The following is a 21,607-nucleotide window of genomic DNA, read 5'->3' as shown; positions in this document are numbered from 1 at the left end:
TGACTGACTGACTGACTGACACTTTCCCGGAGACATTCATGCCGATCAACAAGCAGATCCACCTCGACAACCGCCCCGACGGCGAGGCCGTGGCCAGCAACTTCAAGCTCGTGTCCGCCGAGACCCCCGCGCTCAAGGACAACCAGGTGCTCGTGCGCCACCACTACATGAGCCTCGACCCGTACATGCGCGGCCGCATGAACGACGCCAAGAGCTACGCGCAGCCCCAGCCGCTGGGCCAGACGATGCAGGGCGGCACGGTCGGCGAAGTGGTCGAGAGCAAGCACCCCAAGTACGCCGTGGGCGACAAGGTGGTCGGCTTCGGCGGCTGGCAGGAATACAGCGTGGTCGATGCCTCGCAGCCCGGAGCGCTGAAGAAGGTCGACACCACGCACGTGCCGCTGTCGCACTACCTCGGCGCGGTCGGCATGCCCGGCGTCACGGCCTGGTACGGGCTGGTGAAGATCATTGCGCCCAAGGCCGGTGAAACGGTGGTCATCACCGCCGCCAGCGGCGCCGTGGGCAGCGCCTTCGGTGCGCTGGCCAAGGCGCGCGGCTGCCGTGTGGTCGGCATTGCCGGTGGCCCCGACAAGTGCAAGTACGTGGCCGACGAGCTGGGCTTCGACGCCTGCATCGACTATCGCGTGCACGCCGACGTCAAGTCGATGAGCGCGGCGCTCAAGGAAGCCTGCCCGAACGGCATCGACGGCTACTTCGAGAACGTCGGCGGCTACATCTTCGACGCGGTGCTGCTGCGCGCCAACGCCTTCGCGCGCGTGGCGCTGTGCGGAATGATCGCGGGCTATGACGGCCAGCCGCTGCCGCTGGCCAACCCGGCGCTGATCCTCATCAACCGCATGAAGATCGAAGGCTTCATCGTCAGCGAGCACATGGAAGTGTGGCCCGAGGCGCTGACCGAGCTGGGCACGCTGGTGGCCACGGGCAAGCTGAAGCCGCGCGAGTCGATTGCGCAAGGCATCGAAGCGGCGCCTGAAGCCTTCCTGGGCCTGCTCAAGGGCAGGAACTTCGGCAAGCAACTCGTCAAGCTGATCTGATGCACTGGATGAACTGAACGCACGGCAAGGAGGCCGGTCATGGAAACCACGCACGAGGTGTTCAACCAGCCCACGCCGCTGGTGGACTACAACCTCTTCGACACCAACCGGCCCTTGCGCGATGCGCTGAAGTTCAACGCGCCCGCGTTGCAGACGACGCAGCTGCACGAGCTTGGCGCCACCCTCGGCACGGCCGGCATGCAGGCGCATGCGCGGCTCGCCAACATCCACACGCCCGAGCTGCATACGCACGACCGCTTCGGGCGGCGCATCGACGAGGTGGAGTTCCATCCGAGCTACCACGCGCTGATGACCGCCGCCGTGGGCGCCGGGCTGCACGGCACGCCCTGGACGGGCACTTCGGCCTCGCCGCATGTGCTGCGCGCAGCGGGCTTCATGCTCTTCACCGAGCTGGAGCCATCCATTCTTTGCCCCATCTCCATGACCTACGCGGTCACGCCCGCGCTGCGCGGCAATGCGGCCGTGTACGCCGACTGGGGCCCGAAGCTCGGCAGCCTCTGGTACGACCCGGCCCTGAAGCTTTTCAGCGACAAGCCCGGCGTGACCATGGGCATGGGCATGACCGAGAAGCAGGGCGGCTCCGACGTGCGGGCCAACACCACGCAAGCCGTGCGCGACGGCAGCGATGCCTGGGGCGAGCGCTATGCCATCACCGGCCACAAGTGGTTTTTCTCGGCGCCGATGTGCGATGCCTTCCTGGTGCTGGCGCAGGCGCCCGCGGGGCTTTCGTGCTTCTTCCTGCCGCGTGTGCTGCCCGACGGCTCGCGCAACGCCATCCAGATCCAGCGGCTGAAGGACAAGCTCGGCAACAAGGCCAACGCAAGTTCCGAGGTCGAGTTCCAGGGTGCGAGCGCGTGGCTCGTGGGCGAGGAGGGCCGCGGCATCCCGCAGATTCTCGAGATGGGCACGATGACGCGGCTCGACTGCGCGCTGGGCACCAGCGGGCTGATGCGCCAGTCGCTGGGCATCGCGCTCAACCATGCGATGCAGCGCAAGGCCTTCGGCAAGCCGCTGATCGAACAGCCCTTGATGAAGAACGTGCTGGCCGATCTCGCGCTAGAAAGCGAAGCCGCCACTGCGCTCGCCATTCGCCTGGCCCGTGCCTTCGACAACCAGGCCGACGAGCACGAACGCCTGATGGCCCGCCTGCTCACGCCGGTCGCCAAGTTCTGGATCTGCAAGCGCGGCAGCGCCTTCGCGCAGGAGGCCATGGAATGCCTCGGCGGCAACGGCTACGTGGAAGAGGGTGGCGAGGGCGTCATGGCGCGCATCTACCGCGAGATGCCGCTCAACTCCATCTGGGAAGGCGCGGGCAACATCATGGCGCTCGACTTGCTGCGCGGCCTGCGCAAGGGCGACGCGGTGGCCGCGCTGACGAAGGAGCTGGCGCCCGCGCGTGGTCAGCACGCAGCGCTCGACCGGCTGGCCGACGCGCTGCCGGCTCGCATCGAGGCGATGGCCTCCGAAGCCGAGGCCCGTCGCCTCGCGCAAGACGTTGCGCTCTCCGTGCAGGCCGCGCTGCTCGTACAGACCGCGCCACCCGCCATTGCTGGCGCGTTCTGCGCCTCGCGCCTGGGTGGCGACTGGGGCAATGCCTTTGGCACGCTGGCCGCGGGCACCGATTTCGATTCGATCATCCAGCGCGCGCAACCCCGTTGAAGCGCGCCGAACCCACCACAGAAGAAAGACCCCACCCATGGCCGACCTGATCCTTCACCACTACATGACCTCCCCGTTCTCGGAGAAGGTGCGCCTGATCCTCGGTGCCAAGAAGCTGCCGTGGAAGTCGGTCTTCATCCCGCCGATCATGCCCAAGCCCGACGTGGAGGTGCTCACCGGCGGCTACCGCAAGACGCCGTTCCTGCAGATCGGCGCCGACATGTATTGCGACAGCGCACTCATCGCCGACGTGCTCGAACACCTGCAGCCCGAACCCACGCTCTACCCCGAGCCTGAAAAGGGCATGTCGCGCATCCTCGCGCAGTGGGCCGACACCACGCTCTTCTGGGCAGCCATGGCCTGGAACCTGCAGCCCAGGGGCGCGGCCGAGGTGTTCGCCAAGGCCCCGCCAGAAGCCGCAAAAGCCTTCGGCGAAGACCGCGGCAAGATGAGCGCCGGCAACATGACCCGCCTGCGCCCCGCCGACGCCACCAGCGCCTACAAGTCGTACCTGCGCCGGCTGTCGGACATGCTCGACGAGAAACCCTTCCTGCTCGGCGAGGTGCCCAGCATTGCCGACTTCTCGGCCTACCACCCGCTCTGGTACACGCGGCGCATAGAGTCGGTTCGCACCATCCTCGACCTGACGCCCGCGGTGATCGACTGGCTCGACCGCATGGCCGCCATCGGCCACGGCGTTCCCGAGAAGTTCACGAGCGACGAGGCCATTGCAGTGGCCAAGGCCGCGACGCCGCACACACTGCTGACCGACAGCACCTTCCAGGACGACCACGGCATTCCGCTCGGTAGCGCCGTCACCGTGCGCGCCGAGAGCTTCGGCCTCGAGGAGACGCCCGGCACGCTGGTCGCGGCTACGCGCACGCACTACACGCTGGAGCGCAGCAGCGAGCGGACGGGCACGGTGCATGTGCACTTTCCGCGGATCGGGTATGTACTGAAGAAAGCTGAGGCCTGAAACCTGCCGAGACAAGCAGACGGGCACCTTCGTGACTGCGCCGGCGCGCTTTCCGTATTTCAATAGCGTCTCCACCCCAGAGACATTCAACAAAGCAGAAGGACACCGGCAAATGATTCAGGACTTCAAGGGCAAGACCGCCGTACTCACCGGCGCGGGCTCGGGCTTCGGCCTGGAGTGCGCGCGCATCGGCGCCGCCCGCGGCATGAACCTCGTGCTGGTCGACGTGCAGCAGGACGCGCTCGACAAGGCCCAGGCAGAAATGGAAGCAGCCGGTGCTCAGGTGCTGGCGCGCAAGGTCGACGTGTCGAACGCGGCGCAGATGGAAGCCCTGGCCGCTGCCGTGAAGGAACGCTTCGGCGCGCCGCACTTCGTGTTCAACAACGCGGGCGTGGGCGCTGGTGGACTGGTGTGGGAGAACACCGTGGCCGACTGGGAGTGGGTGCTGGGCGTAGACCTGTGGGGCGTGATTCACGGCGTGCGCCTGTTCACACCGATGATGCTGGAGGCCGCCGCGAAAGACCCGGCCTACAGGGGCCACATCACCAACACCGCCAGCATGGCGGGCCTGCTCACGCCGCCCAACATGGGCATCTACAACGCCGCGAAGGCAGCGGTCGTGAGCCTCACCGAGACGATGTACCAGGACCTGAACCTCGTCACCGACCAGATCGGTGCGAGCCTGCTGTGCCCGTACTTCGTGCCCACCGGCATCACCAGCAGCGAGCGCAACCGACCGAATGCGCCGAAGGAAACCGAGCTCACCAAGAGCCAGCTCATCGGCCAGGCCATGAGCAACAAGGCTGTGAGCAGCGGCAAGATCACGGCCGCCGAAGTCGCGGCCAAGGTGTTCGACGCCATCACGGCAAACCAGTTCTACGTGTTCAGCCACCCGAAGGCGCTGGGCAACGTGCGCAGCCGCATGGAGAACATCGTCTCCATCACCAACCCGGCCGACCCCTTCCTGGAGCGGCCAGAGATCGGGCAGAAGCTGCGCGAGCAGCTGCGCTCGGCCTGAGCAGTTTTTTTCCCAGTCATCAGGAGGCCTGCAGCTCGCCCACCAGCGCCTCGACGCGGGCGAGCGCGCTGGCGATGGAGCGGTCCAGCAGGTCCCCATGGTCTTCGGCGTGCTCGATGGCCACGCTGTGCACTTCGTTGAGACCGAGCAGGGCCAGCGGGCTCGTGATGCCGGGCGTGAGCAGGTCCAGATGCGCCTGGAATCCGCCCGGCCCGTAGCCGCTGCTGCCGCACGAGGTCAGCAGCACCGTGCGGCGGTTGCGCTCGGCCAGCAGCGGCACATACGGGTTCTCGCGGCTGCGGTCGAAGTCGAAGGTGGCTCCGACGCGCACGATGTTGTCGATCCATGACTTGAGCGGTGCCGGCATGCTGAAGTTGTACATCGGCACGCCGATCACCAGCACGTCGGCGCGGCGGATCTCGGCAATCAGCGCATCGCTCTCGGCGAGCACGGCGTGCATCCACGGTTCGCGTTCTGCGGCGGGCGTGTAGCCCGAGGCGATCCATTCGCCGGTGACGTTGCTCGGCGGCGCGGCGCCGATGTCGCGATAGATCACCTCGGTGCCCGGCTGCGTCGCGAGCCAGCTCGACACGAAGTGATGGCTCAGCCGGCGCGAATGCGAGCCGTGAACGTGGGTGCCGGAACGGCCGGGGCGGGCGCTGGCGTCGATGTGGAGCAGTGTGGTCATGGCGTGGTCCTCGTTGACGTGAAGAGTGGGATGAAGAGAATTCAGCTGTCTGCTTGACATGGTTCTCAATTTATCCAGGCATCTCGAGCGCGACAAACGACGATTTCTTTGCGTTGCTGAAAAATTAATTCATCCATGGCCAACCTTCGCCAACTCCCTCCGCTGGCGGCGCTGCGCGCCTTCGAGGCGGCCGCGCGGCACTGCAGCGCCAAGCTCGCGGCCAATGAGCTTTCGGTCACGCCTACCGCCATCAGCCACCAGGTGCGGCAGCTCGAAGACTCACTCGGCGTGCCGCTGTTCATCCGCCAGCCGCGGCAACTGGTGCTCACGCCGCAGGGCAGGGAGCTGCAGGCGGTGCTGAGCGAATCGTTCAATGCCATGGCGAATGCGGTGGCGCGGCTGCGTGCGCCGCCCGAGCGCAGCGCCATCACCTTGTCGGCCACGCCGGCCGTCGCGGCGCGCTGGCTGCTGCCGCGCGTGAGCACTTTGCGCGCGCTGCACCCGAGGCTCGACCTGCGCATTCATGCATCGCACGAAGCGGTTGCACTCGACGGTGTCACGGCCGACATCGCCATCCGCTACGGCAAGGGACAGTGGCCGGGCATGGTGGCCGAGAAGCTGTTCGACAACGTCTTCGCGCCGGCCTGCAGCCCCGCGCTCAAGCTGCGTCGGCGCAGTGACCTGACGCGGCACACGCTGCTGCACTTCGCGGTCCCCGGCAACAAGAGCCAGCCCGGCACCTGGGCCGAGTGGCAGCAGCAGGCGCAGGTGCCCGGCCTCGACGTATCGGCCGGGCCGGTGTTCTCGGACGAAACGCACACCGTGTCTGCCGCGCTGCAGGGGCAAGGCGTGGCGTTGATGGGCCTTGCGCTGATTGCCGACGAATTGCGCGCGGGCAATCTGGTGCAGCCCTTCGGTCCGGAGTTGCCTGGGCTGCCGTTCTATCTGGTGTGCCTCGAGTCGCGGCGTTCGGAGCCGGCCGTCGCTGCGGTGTTCGAGTGGGTGAGGGGGCTTCAGCCGCTGGGTGCCTGAGCGCGTGACTTTCGACACTGGTGGTCGCTCGTTCGCAGTCCTAGAGTCCGGCGGTGAGTCGCTTGCGCGGCTCATCTCGGGTTGCAGGAGCGAGATGTCCTGCGTTCAGAAGTACCAATGGAGGGAAGAAATCATGAAACGTGCAACCGCAATCAAGGCTGGCGCCGTGGCCGCGATCTTGTCGTCGCTGGCTCTGGCTGCCCCGGCTGTCGCAGGGCCGTTCACCCAGTGCAGCGACCACTGGCTGTTCTGGAGTGGCTATCAGCTGATCATGGAAGCGATCTTCGACCTCTGCGGCTGAGAGGTGCCTGCGCTGCGCAATGTTTGACATTTGTCAAATATTGCGCAGGTTCACTGGCTTTCTGCACCGAACCCGCTCTCATGTGCGGTGCGCGCGAATTAATCCCTTAGCCCGATCGGCTGTTCTTCTTAACCTTCCTGTACTTTTTTGACGAAGGTCAGGAAAGGTTGCGCGCAGTCCATGCTGCCTCGCACCTGCCTGCACCGGCTACCGAATTACACGCGACATCTTGCGAAGAGGGAGGCTATTCATGCGCACACCGTTCCAACCCGAAACCAGCCCGGACGAGCCTTTGGCGGCCGGGCGCGGGCCAGCGTACATGGCATGGTTGTCCGTGCTCTTGTGCATCGTGGCAGCCGTGGCCTTTGTGGTCGTGGCCATCCTTGTTCCGAACATCATTGCGGCATCGATGTTCACGACGGCAGCCATCATGTTCCTGGGTGCTGGCCTGATCCTCGGCTTGAGCATGTGGGTCTTTCCGGACCTTCCCCGCTAGATGGCTTCGCAGGAACCCATGGCGGGCAAATCCGCGGCATCCATCTTTCGCGTTCAGGGCTGGCGGGTGACCCTGGTCGCAGCCTTGGTCGGCTTGCTGATCGTGCTGGCTGGGCTCATGAAGTGGATCGTCGAATTCCAGGTCGAGGCCGCGCGGGAGCGGCGCTTGAGCGAAGCCGTTGCGCGCGAGGCGGTAGCGCGTTGCCACGAGAAGGCACCACTCCAGGCGGTCAACGCCTGTCTGGGCGAACTGGCTGCTGCCAGGGCTCTTCCATCCAATCGCTGACGATCAGTCAGTCGGCGCTGCGCCATCGTCCGGACTCCGGGCACACGATGGCCCGTGCGCCGTTCAGCCAGACTTGCTCTTCATCCAGCTGCGGTGGGGTCGAAAGATCGATGTCGAATGCGACTCCCAGTGCGTGCCCGACATGGACATCCTCGATGGGCAGTTCCCAGGTCAGGAACACTTGGCTGCAATCCCGCGCGGGTGCGAAGTCGGCCGCATCGAAGCCGCTGCTGCCGCGTTGAATGACGGCGTGAGGCTGGCCGGTATCGAAGATCACCACCGTGCCCCGGGTCAGCGGGATCCTGTGATCTGCAAAGGGAAAGTGCAGGTCCAGCCCCTTGTCCTCGCTCACGAAGAGATTGCAGAAGGCCGCGCCGCCGTACTGCGCACCGTCGTGGTGGTACTTCGCGCCGCGGCAGGCCATGAGGGCCACGTCGCTGGAGGCAAGCACCTCTGACAGCCCAAGCGTGCGCATCCAGTCGGACACCGCCTGCACGCAGTGTTTGTAGTCAGGCCAGCGCGTACGCGCTCGGGCCAGGGGCAATGGTTCGACGTCTCCGGGTTCCAGGAACAGGCGCGAAGAAATCTCACTCTCCCAATCTGCAAGCAGGCGCGCAGGGGGCACAGGCACGTCGACCGTGGCAGACAACACGACATTGCTCACGCTTCGGCTGCGGATGACGTCGCCGCTCCAGAAGTAGGAAGTCAGCATGTCTCGCGCGCGCTGCGGTCGAGGAGGGGTGTTCATCGGAGGGCAGTGTAGTGAGCGTCACGGCGGCGTCGGCCTGCGCGCCATCCGCGCACCCACACTGTTGTTGATCGGCGACGCAGAGAAGCTTTATGAACCCGAGGCGATGCTGAAGCTGGCGCAGCGCCGGATGCCGGGCTTGGAGGCTGCGATCGTGCCGGGCGCAGACCACATCGCGGCCATGTCGCAGCCTGAGGATGTCAATGGCCAGATCATCCGATTCCTGCAAAAGGGAGGGGCGGACAAGAATGGCGACCGTTGACGCTCAGAAAATACCCTGAGGCATATTTGAGTACCAAAGAGTTAACATTTGGGCTGTCAGGCAGACAAGGAGGATCCCATGGAAACGTACCCAACCCTAAGACAGGCCACCGGCGTGGCCCGCACCCTCAGCAAGCACTCGTCGTGCGCCATGGTGGTCTATCGCGTGACAGAGGAAAAATTCGTGGCTGCGCATGCCGCCGACCGCGTGCAGGGAAGCATCGAGGCCGTGTACCGCGACGGTTATCTCGTGCCGACTCTCCTGAGCAAGCGCGTCGAATGAAGAAAAAGCCCGGGCCCCGCCTGGAACCCGGTCAGCGCAGGCCTCCTTCGGGAGGCCTTTTCACTCCTGGGGCGAATTGGGCACGGCCTGCATCAGCAGCGTCAGCGCCTTTCGCAGGCTCGTGGCCTTAGCCTGTAGCGGCCTGCGACGCAATCCACTCCCACACGGCACGGATGGCCGGCTCGTTCTCCCTCCCGTTCGCAACCGCAAGAAAGTAGCTGCCGGTTTCGAGCGCGGGCCCGAAGGGCTGCACCAGTGCACCACTGCGAAGCTCTTCGGCTGACAGCGTGAGGCTCAGCAATGCAATGCCGTGCCCCGCGAGCGCGGCCAGCATCGCATGCGTCTCGTCGGAAAACGACAGGCCCGAGGCCTTCATCGCACGCCCCCTCGGCGGTACGATGCCGGCTTCACGAAACCAGCGCGGCCACACAGCGGGTGCGAGCGCCTGCGGCTGCCAGTCGCAATGGATCAGCTGATGCTTCGGCAGGTCTGCCGCGCGCTTGAGACCCAGCATCGGGCTGCACAACGGCGCATAGCGCTCGGGCATCAGTTCGCGTGACACCAGCCCCGGCCAGCTGCCACGGCCTGAGCGCACAGCGATGTCGGCATCGCCGCGCGCCAGATCGACCACGGTATCGCTCGCATGCAGCCGCAGCTCCACCCCGGGGCTGGCCTTGCGGAACGCCTCCATGCGCGGCAGCACCCAGCGCGCGGCGAAGGCGGTGTTGGTGGTGAGGGTGACGGCCTGCGATGCGGCCGGCCGGCGCAGCTTGTCCACACCGGCTTCGAGCACGTCGAAGCCCATGCGCAGGTCGTCGAACAGTCGCTGGCCCGCAGGCGTCAACGCGAGCTGTCGCGTGAGCCTGCGGAACAGTGGCAGGCCGAGCGTGTCTTCGAGCGCACGCACCTGGTGGCTGATGGCCGAGGGCGTCACCGAGAGTTCGAGCGCCGCGCGCTGAAAGCTCAGGTGTGCGGCCGCGGCCTCGAAGGCGCGCAGCGACAGCAGCGGAGGCAGCCGGCGGGGATATCTGATAGATGAGCCAATCTCGTTCATAGGCAGAGAAATCGTCGTTTGTGATGGCAGGCCTGCATCCATAGATTCAAGGCCTGCGCGCCATTCTGGCAGCGCGGAATGAAAGACATCAATTCATCCATAAAGGCCATGACCATGAACCTCCTTCACATCGACGCCAGCGCCCGTCCGGGCCGTTCCGACACCGATCTCCACGGCTCGCACACGCGCCGTCTCTCCGCGCGTTTTGTCGAGCGCTGGCGCAAGGCGCGGCCCGACGACCGCATCGACTACCTCGACGTGGGACAGCGGCCGCCCGCGCACGTCGACGGCCGCTGGATCCATGCGGCCTTCACACCGCCGGCCGCGCGCGAGCCGTGGATGGCCGAAGCGCTTGCCGAGAGCGACCGGCTGGTCGATCAGCTCATTGCGGCCGACGTGGTCGTGATCGGCTTGCCCATGTACAACTTCAGCGTGCCCGCGCAGTTCAAGGCCTGGATCGACAACATCGTGCGCGTGGGCCGCACCTTCGGCTTCGACCGTTCGCGCGGCGCGGTGCCGTACTGGCCGCTGCTGGCGGACGCGGGCAAGCGCGTGGTGCTGCTCGGCGCGCGCGGCGACCACGGCTACGACGCGGGCGGGCGCATCGCGCATCTCAACCACACCGAGGGCAGCGTACGTTCGGTGCTCGGCTACATCGGCATCACCGATGTGTTCGAGGCCGCAGTGGAGTCCGACGAGTTCGGCGGGGAGCAGCTCGCGCAGTCGATGCGGCGTGCGGAGCAGCGCGTGGACGAGCTTGTCGATGTGTTGGCAGCTACTGACACCACGTTGTCAGCAGCGGCGGCATAGGATTTTTCGCTCTACTTCTGGAGCAAAAAATGACGACCGACCCTTTGCCAGAGCGCCTTCCCCGCCCGCCCACCGCCGAGCTCTTCGGCCAGCGCGTGCTCGGATTCGACAAGGAAAAGGGAACGATCCGCATGAGCTTCGTGGCCACCGATGCATTCCTCAACCCCGCGGGCGCGGTGCAGGGCGGCATCCTCGTCGCGATGCTCGACGACACGATGGGGCCGGCGTTGTGGGTCATGAATGGCGAAGAGACTTACTCCGTCACCATCGACCTCAGCGTGTCTTTTCTGGCGGCCGCGAAGCCCGGTCTGTTGTATGGCGAAGGCAGGGTCGTGCAGCGCGGCAAGACCATCGCTTTTCTCGAGGCGCAACTGAGCGACCCGGACGGCCGCGTCGTGGCGCGCTCCACGGCCAGCGCGCGGGTCGTGAAGGCCTGACGACTCAATCCTTCTTCTGCATGGCAAGCAGGTAGCCCACGCGCAGCGAACGGTGCAGCCTGAAGTTGCGGGTCAGCAGGTTGTAGCCCAGGCCGCGCTGGTCCCGCAGCACGAGGCCGGCGCTGGCGGCCGCGCTCTTGAGTTCGTCAGGGCGGATGAGCTTGCGGTAGTCGTGCGTGCCGCGCGGCAGGATGCGCAGCACCTGCTCCGCGCCGAAGATCGCGATCAGCCATGCCCACGGCGTGCGGTTGATGGTGGAGAAAAAGACCCAGCCTCCGGGCTTCGCCATGCGGGCGCAGGCCTCGATCACGGCCGTTGGCGACGGCACGTGCTCGAGCATCTCCATGCATGTGACGACATCGAACTTCGCCTCGTTGTCAGCGGCCAGGTCTTCGGCGGAAATGGCCTGGTAGGTCACGCTTGCCGCGCTGCTGCGTGCATGAAGCGTTGCGACCTTCAGCGGCTTGTCGGCGAGGTCGATGCCGAGCACGTCCGCGCCGCGGTGCGCCATCGATTCGGCCAGGATGCCGCCGCCGCAACCGACGTCGAGCACCTTGCGGCCGTTCAGCGGGCTGAGCTTGTCGATCCAGTCCAGCCGCAGCGGATTGATCTCGTGCAGGGGGCGGAATTCGGACTGCGGGTCCCACCAGCGGTCGGCCAGGGCCTGGAATCTGGCCAGTTCGGCGGGGTCGAAGTTGGATGCTGCGCTCATGGTTCTTCTCCTTGGTTTACCAATGACCCCGCGACCGGTTCCAGCGGTAGAGCTGATGCGCGAAGAGGTTGTAGAGCCAGGCGCCGAGCGTTCGCAGCCCGGGCCACTGAAGCGGTCTTGCCAGCCAGCGCCATCGCGGAGCAAGGGCCAGCACGCCGGCGATGGCGTCGGCGCCGATGTGCGTGGCGCCCGAGGTGTCGACGAGGTGCAGGCGTTCGCGCACGTCCTCCAGTTGCAGGCCCAGCGGTTCGAGCACTTCCGGGCGGGTGTGCACGTCGATCCACTCGACGCTTGCGTCCGGTGTTTTCTCGCGCATGGCGCAAACGCCGGCATCACAGACGGGACAGGCGCTGTTGTAGTAGACAACCGTGCGCGGGGAAGGGGCGGTGGGTGCTTGCATGTCGTCGGCTCCTGTTCGGGCCATTGTGCCATTCATTTAGCTAAATGGCTAAATAACTAATTAGAGAATTGCCTACTCGCGAGCTAAACTGAACCAATGGAAAAAGTTTTCGAAGCGCTTGCCTCCACGCCGCGGCGCAAGATCCTGGCGTACCTGTCGGAGACCGAACTGTCGGCCGGCGACATCGCCTCGCGCTTCGACATGACCAAGCCTTCGCTCTCCAAGCACCTGAAGATCCTCGAAGCCGCGGGGCTGGTAAAGGCCGAGAAGCGCGGCCAGTTCGTGTTCTACAGCCTGCAGCGCGAGAGCCTGGCCAACACGCTGACCGGCTTCGTACAGGCGGTCTGCCCGGTGTCGAAGGCGCTGAAGAAAGAAAGCCGCGCCCTGGCCAGCAAGCGCTCGGCGGATTCCTCGGGCGCCTGACGCAGCGCCCCGCGCTTTTTCCTTCCCGGAAGGCGAAAAGTACGGCAAAGGAATTCATTTTTCCGCCGTGCCACGCGGTTCACCGGAGCCTGTGTCCCTGAGTCTTTCTCCGCACGCGGAACGCACCGATACTCTGCCCGGAAACTCCCCGCCGGCAACGTACCGGCTCCGAACAAGTTCAATGACTCCAACAGGCTTCTCGAAAATCCGCTTCGGTTTGCACACGCGCCTGAGCCTCGGTGTGGCAGCAGTGGTTCTGCTGACCACTTTCGCAATCGCCACCTTCGCCCTGCATCTGGTCAAGAGCAACATGCGCGCCTCGATCGCGACCGAGGAGGTCGCCCGCGTGGGCGCCATCGCGGATGCGATCGACCAGAAATTCGGCAGCCGCCGGATCCTGCTGCAGACCTTTGGCGGCAGCGTGGAAGCGCAGGACCTCCAGGGCGCCGCGCTGCAGGCCTTTCTAGAGAAGCATGGCTCGCTGCGCAAGGCTTTCGACAACGTTGCGTTCGTCGACATGGACGGCAACCTGGTCGCCAACCTGAACGGCGTGCAGGCGATCGGCAAGGTGAACGTGAAGGATCGCCCCTACTTCCAGCAGACGGTCGCTTCCAAGGCCGGCCTCGTGTCCGAGCCTTACCGCAACCGCCTCAACGGACTGGCGCAGGTGGCCATCACCGAACCGGTGCTCGACAACGCGGGGCAGGTGAGGTTCGTGATCTCCGGCGCCATCAACCTGAAGGACCGGAACATCCTGGGCACGCTCGGCGACGTCAGGTTCGGCAAGACCGGCTACCTGTTCGTGACGACCGTGGACGGCATCGTGGTCGACCATCCGCAGACTTCGCGCATCCTGAACCAGGTCCAGGCGGATGGCCGCGGAAATGCCGAAATCCTGCGCGCGATGGCCGGTTTCCAGGGCTCGAGCGAGGGCATCAACGATGCCGGCGTGCCTGCCCTCTATGCCTTCGACCGCACCGAGCAGACCAACTGGATCGTCGGCGCCATGTATCCGCGCAGCGAGGCCTTCGCGAGCATCGACGCCATCGAGCGCGGTGCATTGTTCGGGGCGATGGCGCTCGCGCTGTTCGCGGGCGCACTGGCTCTGGGCGTGGCGCGCCGGCAGCTGAAGCCGCTGTCGGAGCTGCATCGGCACATGCAGTCCACGAAGGAGGCGCCCGCAGCCGCCGCCGAGCCGCGCAGCAGTTACGCGCCCGACGAAATCGGCGACCTTTCGCGCACCTTCGACGAGCTGATGGCGCAGCGGCGTGCCATCGAGCTCAGCCTTGCGCGCAGCGAGGCGCAGGTGCGCACCATTGCCGACAACATCCCGGCGATGGTTTCGCATGTAGACGCATCGCTGCGCTACACCTTCGTCAATGCACACGTGCGGGCCCTGCACAACAACTCGGCGCTGGTGGGGCGCCTGATGCCCGAGGTGCGCGGCGCCGCAGACTTTGCGCTCGTGGAGCCGCACTTCATGCGCGCGCTGGCCGGCGAGACGGTGATCCTCGAGAAGTCGGGCGACCCGGCCCTGGGCATCGGCAACCGCACCTTCAAGGCCCACTACATTCCCGACGTCGATGCCGACGGCGTGGTGTGCGGCGTGTTCTCGATGACCTTCGACATCACCGAAGAAGTGAACATCCGCCGGGCCCTGACCGAGCAGGAAAAGCTGCTGCGCGACGTGACCGACAGCATTCCGGCGCTGGTCGGCTATTTCGACCGCGAGCAGAACTGCCTGTTCGCCAACATCCGGGCGCGGCAGATGGCGGGCCTGAGCGAAGGTGCACCGCTGCAGGGCACGACCATGCGCTCTGCCCTCGGCAGGGCGGTGTACGCGCAGCACAAGCCCTACCTTCCCGTGCTGTTCTCCGGCAAGAAAGTGCGCTTTCCGGTGCGTGCACCCATCCACGGCAGGGAGGGGTACTTCCAGGTCAACCTGATACCGGACAAGAACCTGCGCGGCGAGGTCGTGGGCTTCTACCTGATGTCCTTCAACATCACGGCGCTGAAAGAGGCGGAGCTGCGCCAGGCCGAGAGCGAACTGCGCCTGCGCGCCATCACCGACAACATGCCGGCGCTGATCACCTACATCGACCGCGAGGAGAAGATCACCTTCGCCAACGCCACCAGCCGCGAGTGGCTCGGGCTCGATCCGGTCCAGGTGCTGGGGCGCCACGTGCAGGAGGTGTCGGGCCGCGATGTGTACCTGTCGCGCCAGCCGATGCTCGCCCGGGCGCTGTCCGGCGAGCGTGTGGAGTTCGAGACCAGCACGCAGCGCGCGGGGTTCGACCGCGTCACGCAGGTGATCTACGTGCCCGACGTGCGCGCTGACGGGGCGACGCACGGCATCTTCTCGCTGGCGCTCGACATCACGGCGCTGAAGGTGGTGGAGCACAAGCTCATCGAGCTGGCGCGGCTCGACACGCTCACCGGCCTGCCCAACCGGCTGGCTTTCAACGAGTACCTGCCCGAAGCCGTGTTGCGCGGGCAGCTCACCAGCCACGCAATGGCGCTGATGTTCCTCGACATCGACCACTTCAAGGCCATCAACGACACCATGGGCCACGCAGTGGGCGATGCGGTGCTGGCCGAATACGCGCGGCGGCTGCTGGGTTGCGTGCGCGGCACCGACATGGTGGCCCGGCTGGCAGGCGACGAGTTCGTGCTGGTGCTCGAAGGCCTGAACGCGCCGGGCACCGCGGCCACGGTGGCGGCCAAGGTTGTGGAAAGCATCCGCACGCCGCCCTTCGTGGTGGACGGCCAGCGCATCGAGGTGACGACCAGCATCGGCATCGCGTATCACCGCGCAGCCGATTCCTCCGTGACCGCCGAAGAACTGCTGGCGCGGGCCGACGTCGCGCTCTACAACGCCAAGGCGGCGGGGCGCAACCGGTTCGAGTTCTTCATGCCGATGGAAGAGGCGCGCAGCGATTCGCCCACGCGGCAGCACTGATCATTCCGGCGGCCACTCATGGCCGGCCCAGCACGTGGTTCTCGTGGCGGCCTTCGCCCACTGCGAACCAGGTCGTGCCTTTTCGGGCGAACCCGTGCTTCTCGTAGAAGCGGCACGCCCGCTGGTTCTGGACGTTGACTGTCAGCCACAGCGCATCGTTGCCTGTCCGGTCGCGGACCGTGGCAGGGGCCTTGTCGAGCAATGCGGAGCCCACGCCCGATCGGGTGAACGGCTCCTGCACGTAGAGCGTGCAGAGCTCGGTGCTGGCTGAGGGAACGAGGGCCTGCCGCGCACCGAAGCGCAGGCGCGCGTAGTCGACGAGATGGGCATCGGCCTCGGCGACGATCAAGGCGGTGTCTACGTCGTTCGTCCACGCGATGAACGCGGCCGGTGTGAACTCGTCGAGCACGTAGCGCGCAAGCAGGTCGTTCACGCCCTCGGTCGCGTAGGTGGCGAGCCAGACCTGGATCGACAACGCCGCCAGCGCAGGAGCGTCGGCGGCGATGGCGGGGCGGGTGATGAGGGGAGTGTTGCGCATGCGGGATTCTGCAATCCCCAATCCCTTCACTCCCTGGAAGAGGATCAGACCCGCGCCGAAGCGCAATCCCCCAGCGCGTTGCGTGGTTCGCGCCGGTCGAGCGAGCGGCTCCACAGCGCGATGGCCAGCCCCACCAGCGTGAGCAGCGCCGCCACCCAACCCAGTGCGCGCAGCCCCGGGCCGTGGTCGATCACCACACCGCCAACCCAGGCGCCGAGCGCGTTGCCAAGGTTGAAGGCTGCGATGTTCAGGCTCGACGCAAGGTTCTGGCCCGCGCCCGAGGCCTTCTCCAGCACCCGCAACTGCATGGGCGCCACCGTGGCGAACGAGGCCACGCCGAGCAGGCCGACGAAGACCACCGCGGTGAACGGCGTGCCGATGGTGAACTGCATCGCGCCGAGCACCACCGCCAGAGCCACCAGCGTGCCGAGCACGGCTGCCATCGGCGCACGGTCGGCCAGCTTGCCGCCGAGGATGTTGCCGACCGCAAGGCCGCCGCCGAACACCAGCAGGATCGGCGACACAGCCGACTCCGAAAGACCGGTGACCTGCGTGAGCAGCGGCTGGATGTAGGTGAACACCACGAACACGCCGGCAAAGCCGAGCACCGTCATCGCCAGGCCGAGCAGCACCTGCGGGCGCGCCAGCACAGCCAGTTCTTCGCGCAGCGGCGCAGGCTTTGCCTCGCCCTTGACGCGCGGCACGAACACCGCGAGCACCGTGAAGGCCAGCACGCCGATCAGCGTTACGGCCCAGAAGGCCGAGCGCCAGCCGAACTGCAGGCCCAGCCACGCGCCGGCCGGCACGCCGAGCAGCGTTGCGGCGGTCAGGCCGGTGAACATGATCGCGATGGCCGAGGCGCGGCGTTCGGGCGCCACCAGACCGGTGGCCACCACCGAGCCGACGCCGAAGAAAGTGCCGTGCGCCAGCGAGGTGATGACGCGCGCGGCCATCAGCATTTCGTAGTTGGGCGCCACGGCACAGGCGAGGTTGCCGAGCGTGAAGATCGCCATGAGCGCCAGCAGCACGGTCTTGCGCGGCAGCTTGCGGGTGGCAATGGTGAGCACCGGCGCGCCGACCGCGACCCCGAGCGCGTAGCCCGAGATCAGCAGGCCGGCGGCCGTGATGGAGACATGAAGATCCGTCGATACCTGCAGCAGCAGGCCCATGATGACGAACTCGGTGGTGCCTATACCGAAGGCACCGGCGGTGAGGGCGAGTAGAGCGATTGGCATGATGCCCTGTACTGTGCGGACGAAAGCCTTCGATGACTAGAATGCCGCTGGTACACATACTTGTGATTTGAATTCACAAATTGGAGAAGCAGCCATGCCGCGCATCGACGTCAACCGCTCCGGCGAGATGGAGGCCTTCGTGCAGGTGGTCGAGTCAGGCGGTTTCTCGGCGGCGGCGCGTCTGCTGGGCATGACGCCCTCGGCCGTGAGCAAGCTGGTGGCGCGGCTCGAATTGCGCCTGGGCATCCAGCTGGTGCACCGCTCCACGCGCAAGCTGCAGCTCACGCCCGAAGGCACGGAGTTCTACGAACGCAGCCTGCGCGTGCTGGCCGACATGGACGAGGCCGAGCGCTGCGCGGCGGCCGGCGCGGCGCCACGTGGGCGGGTGAGCATCAACGCCAGCGTCTCGTTCGGCCATCACAAGCTGGTGCCTCTGGTGCCGCGCCTGCTCGAACTGCATCCGCAGATCACGCTCGACATTGCGCTGACCGACCGCATCGTCGACCTGATGGACGAACGCGCCGACATCGCGATCCGCTGGGGCCAGCTGCCATCGTCCGACCTCGTGGCGCGGCGGCTGGGCGAAACCCGCCAGGCCATCGTCGCCGCGCCGGACTACCTTGCGAAGTACGGTACGCCGCGCACGCCGCAGGAGCTGGAGGCGCACAACCGCCTTGGCTGGAGTTACCGGCGCAATTCGCCCGACTGGCCGCTGCGTGTGGACGGCCGCATGGTGTGGCTGCCCGTGGCCGGCCCGGTGCGCGCAGGCGATGGCGAAACGCTGCGGCAGTTGGCCATCGCGGGGGCGGGGGTGGCACGGCTGTCGCTGTATCACATACAGCACGACATCGACGCTGGCCGGCTGGTACCTCTGCTCGATGAATTCAACGCCGGTGAGATCGAGCCGATTCACGCGGTGTACATCGGCAAGGCGGGCACGCTGCCCGCGCGGGTGCGGGCGGTGCTCGACTTTCTGGTGGCTTGCTCAGGCGTGGGCGGCGGGCGCTACACGCTCAAGCGGACAGCGCCGATGCCGGGGAATTCCGCCGTCACCTGATCTCCGCGCCGGCAGGGCAGGATGCCGACCCACGAACCGGTGGTGACCACCGTGCCGGCGGGCACGGTCTGCCCGTGGCGCGTGAGGTGGCGCAGCCAGATCGGCAGCAGCCAGGTGGGGTCGGCCAACGGATGCGTGCCTTCGCGCACCACCGTCTCAGCGTCGCCGATCTTCGCTTCGCAGTGCTGCGAGGCCCAGTCGATGGCGGCGTAGGGCTTCCACTCGCCGAGCACCAGCGCGCCGTGCACTTGCGAATCGGCCAGGCGGAGCAGGGCGGGTGTCGAGGCGAGGTCTTGCCAGCGCGTGTCGACTACCTCGACGGAGACGGTCATGGCATCGACGAGTGAGACGACGCTTGCGTGATCGAGCTTCGCTGCCTGCGCGGGCGTGACGTCCTGGCCGAGACGCAAGGCGATTTCGGCCTCGATGCCGGGCGTGTTGAACACGAGGTCGCTGAAGTTCGCGGGGCTCTGGCGCACGCCGGAAGGCGGCAGCGGCGCATGTGTGAGCGTCGCGCTGCGGGAGCCGCCACCGGACTTCCACACGCCCGGTACTGGGCGACCGTCGAACCAGCCGAGTGCAGCCGCGACGGCGTCTTGCACCTCATAGGCTTGCGTGTCGGTTTCGAGCGTGCCGAGCCAGGGCGTGGCGTCGAGGGTGCGATTGCCGCGGCGTGCGGCTACGAGTGCATCGGTGAGGGCGGTTTGGGATGGGGTCATTTTTCGGATCTTCTCAGCAAAACCTGGCTGGTGTCGGCGTCCTTTCGTGGAACACCGAGGAACCGGCTTTGCCGGGCCTCCGGTGTTGCCCCCGGAAGGGGGTTGGCGCAGCGACACGAAGTGCGCGAAGCCTGGGGGTGAGACTGGTTCTTCAGCTTTCGACGTGAACGTTGCCGTCCTTGACAACCTTCGCCCACTTCGCGATCTCGGTGCTGATGAACTGCCTGAACTTGTCCTGCGAACCACCGCCGTCTTCCGCGCCATAGGTGTCCATCCGCTCCTGCACATCGGGCATTGCCAGCACCGTATTCACGTCGCGATTCACCTTCTGCGCAATCGACGCCGGCAGCTTGCCCGGCCCGGCGAGCCCGTACCACGTGGTCGCCTCGAAGCCGGCAAAGCCTTGCTCCTGCATCGTCGGCACGTTGGGATGGCCTTTGGCGCGCTTGGTGCGTGTCTGCGCCACGGCGATGACGCGGCCGTTCTTCACGTGCGGCGTGGCGGCCGTCATGGTCTCGAAGCTGTACTGGATCTGCCCGCCCATGAGGTCGGCCAGCAGCGGGCCGCTGCCCTTGTAGGGCACGTGCAGCGCATCGACGCCGCCCTGCAACTTGAACATCTCCAGCGCCAGGTGCTGCGCCGAGCCCGCGCCGGCCGAGCCGAAGCTGATGGTGCCAGGAGCGGCCTTGCAGGCGGACACGATGTCTTTCACCGTGAGCGCCTTCTGGCCCGGGTTGGCGATCAGCAGGTTGGGCGTGACGCCCACCAGCACGATCGGCACGAAGTCGCGCTCCACGTTGTAGCGCAGCTTGGGCTGCAGGCTGGGTGCGAGCGCATGGCTGTTGATGTGGGCCATCAGCAGCGTGCTGCCGTCGCTCGGCTGCTGCGCCACGTAGTCGGCCGCGAGCACGCCGGCCACGCCGCCCTTGTTCTCGACGATGACCTGCTGCCCCCACATGATGGTGAGCTTCTGCGCGACCACGCGGGCCAGCGCATCGGTGCCGCCACCCGGCGGAAAGCCGACCACGATGCGCACCGGCCCCGAGGGCCATTCCTGCGCGAAGAGCCGGGGCACGCCCAGTGTGGCGGCCGCGGCGCCCGCGGCCTGGATCAACGAACGTCTCTGCATCTTCTTGGTCTCCGTCGTGGGTGGGAATGGTCCGATGCGCGCCGGGGCGGCCCCGCGTGCCTATGCGGCTTTTTGCAGTGCGGCCGGTGCCGTGTGGTTCGCGAAATGGTCCATCGCCGCATGCACGCCGCTGCCGGCCAGCTTGATGCCCGAGAGCTTCATGCCCATCTCGACGCCCGCGACCATCGCTACCAGCGTCAGGTCATTGCTGTCGCCCAGATGGCCCATGCGGAACATGCGGCCCTTGAGCTTGCCCAGGCCGGTGCCCAGCGAAAGATCGAAGCGCTGGTGGATCAGGCGGCGCAGCGCGTCGGCATCGATGCCTTCGGGCGTGATCACGCCGGTGAGCACGGGCGAATACACGGCCGGGTCGGCGCACTGGATCGGCAGACCCCACGCATTGACCGCTGCACGCACGCCGGCGGCCCAGCGCTGGTGGCGCGCGAACACGTTGTCGAGCCCTTCACCGAGCAGCATGTCCAGCGATTCGGAAAGGCCGTAGAGCAGGTTGGTGTTGGGCGTATAGGGCCAATAGCCGTCCTTGTTCATCTCGACGATCTCGTCCCAGGCCCAGAAGGCGCGCGGCAGCTTCGCGCTCTTTGCAGCCTCGAGCGCGCGCGGCGAGAGCGCGTTGAAGCTGATGCCCGGCGGCAGCATCAGGCCCTTCTGCGAGCCGCTGATGGTCACGTCCACGCCCCATTCGTCATGACGGAAATCGGCGCTGGCCAGGCCCGAGATGCTGTCGACCATCAGCAGGGCGGGGTGGCCCGCAGCGTCGATGGCCTTGCGTACCGAGGCGATGTCGGAGGTGACGCCGGTGGAGGTTTCGTTGTGCACCACGCACACGGCCTTGATCTTCTTTTCGGTGTCCTTGCGCAGGCGGGCTTCGATGAGTTCGGCCTGCACGCCGCGGCGCCAGCTGGGGGCGTTGGGCAATTGCGCATCGGTGCCCGACCACGAGAGGAACTCCGTCGATAGGCCGAGGCGCGTGGCCATCTTCTGCCACAGCGAGGCGAAGTGGCCGGTCTCGTACATGAGCACGTGGTCGCCGGGGCTGAGCGTGTTGGCGAGCGCGGCCTCCCAGGCGCCGGTGCCCGAGGCGGGGTAGATAGCGACCGGGTGCTTCGTCTTGAAGATCTGCTTGATGCCGCCGAGCACCTTCAGGCCCAGCGTGCCGAATTCGGGCCCGCGGTGGTCGATGGTGGGCAGGCTCATGGCCCGCAGGATGCGGTCGGGCACCGGGCTGGGGCCGGGAATCTGGAGGAAGTGGCGGCCGGTGGGATGGATGTCGAGTTGCAGCATGGACTGTCC

At 66.5% G+C, this 21,607-nt stretch carries 25 protein-coding genes; 15 read left to right on the top strand and 10 right to left on the bottom strand.

Annotation, left to right across the window (positions count from 1 at the left end; translation table 11 throughout):
• Positions 1-38 precede the first annotated feature (38 nt).
• The 4 genes from AC07O3_RS08545 (at position 39) to AC07O3_RS08530 (ending at position 4,729) form a co-directional block, all read left to right on the top strand.
• A complete protein-coding gene (locus tag AC07O3_RS08545; RefSeq protein ID WP_495339093.1) occupies positions 39-1,055 on the top strand; it encodes an NADP-dependent oxidoreductase in 1,017 nt (338 codons plus the stop codon).
• Between the two features lie 39 nt (positions 1,056-1,094).
• Entirely contained in the window at positions 1,095-2,735 is a 1,641-nt protein-coding gene (locus tag AC07O3_RS08540; protein WP_495339092.1) for an isovaleryl-CoA dehydrogenase, read from the top strand.
• Positions 2,736-2,772: 37 nt separating this feature from the next.
• Positions 2,773-3,711: a glutathione S-transferase family protein gene (locus tag AC07O3_RS08535; protein ID WP_495339091.1), complete on the top strand. Its 939-nt coding sequence runs from the start codon at positions 2,773-2,775 to the stop codon at positions 3,709-3,711.
• Positions 3,712-3,823: 112 nt separating this feature from the next.
• Positions 3,824-4,729 (top strand): SDR family oxidoreductase, encoded by a 906-nt coding sequence (locus AC07O3_RS08530; protein WP_093056878.1) that lies wholly within the window; start codon positions 3,824-3,826, stop codon positions 4,727-4,729.
• A 19-nt stretch (positions 4,730-4,748) separates the two neighbouring features.
• Here the strand turns inward: AC07O3_RS08530 and AC07O3_RS08525 are convergent, their stop codons facing one another.
• The gene (locus AC07O3_RS08525) at positions 4,749-5,417 is read right to left on the bottom strand and encodes an FMN-dependent NADH-azoreductase (protein WP_495339090.1); all 669 of its coding nucleotides are present in this window, start codon (positions 5,415-5,417) and stop codon (positions 4,749-4,751) included.
• 135 nt (positions 5,418-5,552) lie between these two features.
• On the opposite strand from AC07O3_RS08525, the gene AC07O3_RS08520 reads away from it, so the two are divergent.
• The 4 genes from AC07O3_RS08520 (at position 5,553) to AC07O3_RS08505 (ending at position 7,531) form a co-directional block, all read left to right on the top strand.
• Positions 5,553-6,449, top strand: coding sequence for a LysR substrate-binding domain-containing protein (locus tag AC07O3_RS08520; RefSeq protein ID WP_093074047.1), 897 nt, complete (start codon positions 5,553-5,555; stop codon positions 6,447-6,449).
• A 133-nt stretch (positions 6,450-6,582) separates the two neighbouring features.
• Positions 6,583-6,750 (top strand): hypothetical protein, encoded by a 168-nt coding sequence (locus AC07O3_RS08515; RefSeq protein ID WP_176928836.1) that lies wholly within the window; start codon positions 6,583-6,585, stop codon positions 6,748-6,750.
• A gap of 250 nt (positions 6,751-7,000) precedes the next feature.
• Positions 7,001-7,246, top strand: a complete 246-nt coding sequence (locus AC07O3_RS08510; protein ID WP_093056874.1) for a hypothetical protein — start codon at positions 7,001-7,003, stop codon at positions 7,244-7,246.
• Positions 7,247-7,531, top strand: a complete 285-nt coding sequence (locus AC07O3_RS08505; RefSeq protein ID WP_426388765.1) for a hypothetical protein — start codon at positions 7,247-7,249, stop codon at positions 7,529-7,531.
• A gap of 7 nt (positions 7,532-7,538) precedes the next feature.
• Here the strand turns inward: AC07O3_RS08505 and AC07O3_RS08500 are convergent, their stop codons facing one another.
• Positions 7,539-8,243, bottom strand: coding sequence for a hypothetical protein (locus AC07O3_RS08500; protein WP_495339089.1), 705 nt, complete (start codon positions 8,241-8,243; stop codon positions 7,539-7,541).
• On the opposite strand from AC07O3_RS08500, the gene AC07O3_RS08495 reads away from it, so the two are divergent.
• The gene (locus tag AC07O3_RS08495) at positions 8,242-8,541 is read left to right on the top strand and encodes an alpha/beta fold hydrolase (protein WP_495339088.1); all 300 of its coding nucleotides are present in this window, start codon (positions 8,242-8,244) and stop codon (positions 8,539-8,541) included. The two genes, AC07O3_RS08500 and AC07O3_RS08495, sit on opposite strands and share 2 nt — an antisense overlap.
• 78 nt (positions 8,542-8,619) lie before the next feature.
• Positions 8,620-8,823 (top strand): hypothetical protein, encoded by a 204-nt coding sequence (locus AC07O3_RS08490; RefSeq protein ID WP_495339087.1) that lies wholly within the window; start codon positions 8,620-8,622, stop codon positions 8,821-8,823.
• Between the two features lie 127 nt (positions 8,824-8,950).
• On the opposite strand, the gene AC07O3_RS08485 is transcribed toward AC07O3_RS08490, so the two are convergent.
• Positions 8,951-9,877, bottom strand: a complete 927-nt coding sequence (locus tag AC07O3_RS08485; protein ID WP_495339086.1) for a LysR substrate-binding domain-containing protein — start codon at positions 9,875-9,877, stop codon at positions 8,951-8,953.
• 108 nt (positions 9,878-9,985) lie between these two features.
• On the opposite strand from AC07O3_RS08485, the gene AC07O3_RS08480 reads away from it, so the two are divergent.
• Together AC07O3_RS08480 and AC07O3_RS08475 are read left to right on the top strand one after the other, a co-directional pair.
• Positions 9,986-10,687: an FMN-dependent NADH-azoreductase gene (locus AC07O3_RS08480; protein WP_495339085.1), complete on the top strand. Its 702-nt coding sequence runs from the start codon at positions 9,986-9,988 to the stop codon at positions 10,685-10,687.
• Between the two features lie 29 nt (positions 10,688-10,716).
• Entirely contained in the window at positions 10,717-11,124 is a 408-nt protein-coding gene (locus AC07O3_RS08475) for a PaaI family thioesterase (RefSeq protein WP_495339084.1), read from the top strand.
• 4 nt (positions 11,125-11,128) lie between these two features.
• On the opposite strand, the gene ubiG is transcribed toward AC07O3_RS08475, so the two are convergent.
• Together ubiG and AC07O3_RS08465 are read right to left on the bottom strand one after the other, a co-directional pair.
• A complete protein-coding gene (gene ubiG, locus AC07O3_RS08470) occupies positions 11,129-11,836 on the bottom strand; it encodes a bifunctional 2-polyprenyl-6-hydroxyphenol methylase/3-demethylubiquinol 3-O-methyltransferase UbiG (RefSeq protein WP_495339083.1) in 708 nt (235 codons plus the stop codon).
• Between the two features lie 16 nt (positions 11,837-11,852).
• On the bottom strand, positions 11,853-12,236 hold the full coding sequence (locus AC07O3_RS08465; protein WP_426388758.1) for a thiol-disulfide oxidoreductase DCC family protein: 384 nt from the start codon (positions 12,234-12,236) through the stop codon (positions 11,853-11,855).
• Between the two features lie 96 nt (positions 12,237-12,332).
• Here AC07O3_RS08465 and AC07O3_RS08460 point away from each other — a divergent pair, with 96 nt between their 5' ends.
• Positions 12,333-12,659 carry a metalloregulator ArsR/SmtB family transcription factor gene (locus AC07O3_RS08460; RefSeq protein WP_495339082.1) on the top strand — a complete coding sequence of 109 codons (327 nt, stop codon included), beginning with the start codon at positions 12,333-12,335 and terminating at the stop codon, positions 12,657-12,659.
• Between the two features lie 181 nt (positions 12,660-12,840).
• Complete coding sequence (locus AC07O3_RS08455; protein ID WP_495339081.1) at positions 12,841-15,618, top strand: sensor domain-containing diguanylate cyclase; 2,778 nt, start codon at positions 12,841-12,843, stop codon at positions 15,616-15,618.
• A 16-nt stretch (positions 15,619-15,634) separates the two neighbouring features.
• Here AC07O3_RS08455 and AC07O3_RS08450 read toward each other — a convergent pair whose 3' ends face one another.
• Positions 15,635-16,156 (bottom strand): GNAT family N-acetyltransferase, encoded by a 522-nt coding sequence (locus AC07O3_RS08450; protein ID WP_495339080.1) that lies wholly within the window; start codon positions 16,154-16,156, stop codon positions 15,635-15,637.
• A gap of 44 nt (positions 16,157-16,200) precedes the next feature.
• Positions 16,201-17,391 carry an MFS transporter gene (locus AC07O3_RS08445; protein ID WP_093056863.1) on the bottom strand — a complete coding sequence of 397 codons (1,191 nt, stop codon included), beginning with the start codon at positions 17,389-17,391 and terminating at the stop codon, positions 16,201-16,203.
• A gap of 94 nt (positions 17,392-17,485) precedes the next feature.
• Between AC07O3_RS08445 and AC07O3_RS08440 the strand changes: the two genes are divergently transcribed.
• Complete coding sequence (locus AC07O3_RS08440) at positions 17,486-18,448, top strand: LysR family transcriptional regulator (protein ID WP_495339079.1); 963 nt, start codon at positions 17,486-17,488, stop codon at positions 18,446-18,448.
• On the opposite strand, the gene AC07O3_RS08435 is transcribed toward AC07O3_RS08440, so the two are convergent.
• From AC07O3_RS08435 to AC07O3_RS08425, 3 genes are all read right to left on the bottom strand, one after another.
• Positions 18,397-19,167, bottom strand: a complete 771-nt coding sequence (locus tag AC07O3_RS08435) for a fumarylacetoacetate hydrolase family protein (protein WP_495339078.1) — start codon at positions 19,165-19,167, stop codon at positions 18,397-18,399. The two genes, AC07O3_RS08440 and AC07O3_RS08435, sit on opposite strands and share 52 nt — an antisense overlap.
• 151 nt (positions 19,168-19,318) lie before the next feature.
• Positions 19,319-20,296 (bottom strand): Bug family tripartite tricarboxylate transporter substrate binding protein, encoded by a 978-nt coding sequence (locus AC07O3_RS08430; protein WP_093056860.1) that lies wholly within the window; start codon positions 20,294-20,296, stop codon positions 19,319-19,321.
• A gap of 60 nt (positions 20,297-20,356) precedes the next feature.
• On the bottom strand, positions 20,357-21,598 hold the full coding sequence (locus AC07O3_RS08425; protein WP_093056859.1) for a pyridoxal-phosphate-dependent aminotransferase family protein: 1,242 nt from the start codon (positions 21,596-21,598) through the stop codon (positions 20,357-20,359).
• Positions 21,599-21,607 lie beyond the last annotated feature (9 nt).

This window comes from Variovorax sp. GW821-FHT09D05 (assembly GCF_059416325.1).
Note: the sequence above shows the minus strand (reverse complement) of the source record. Positions and strands in the feature narration are given on the sequence as shown.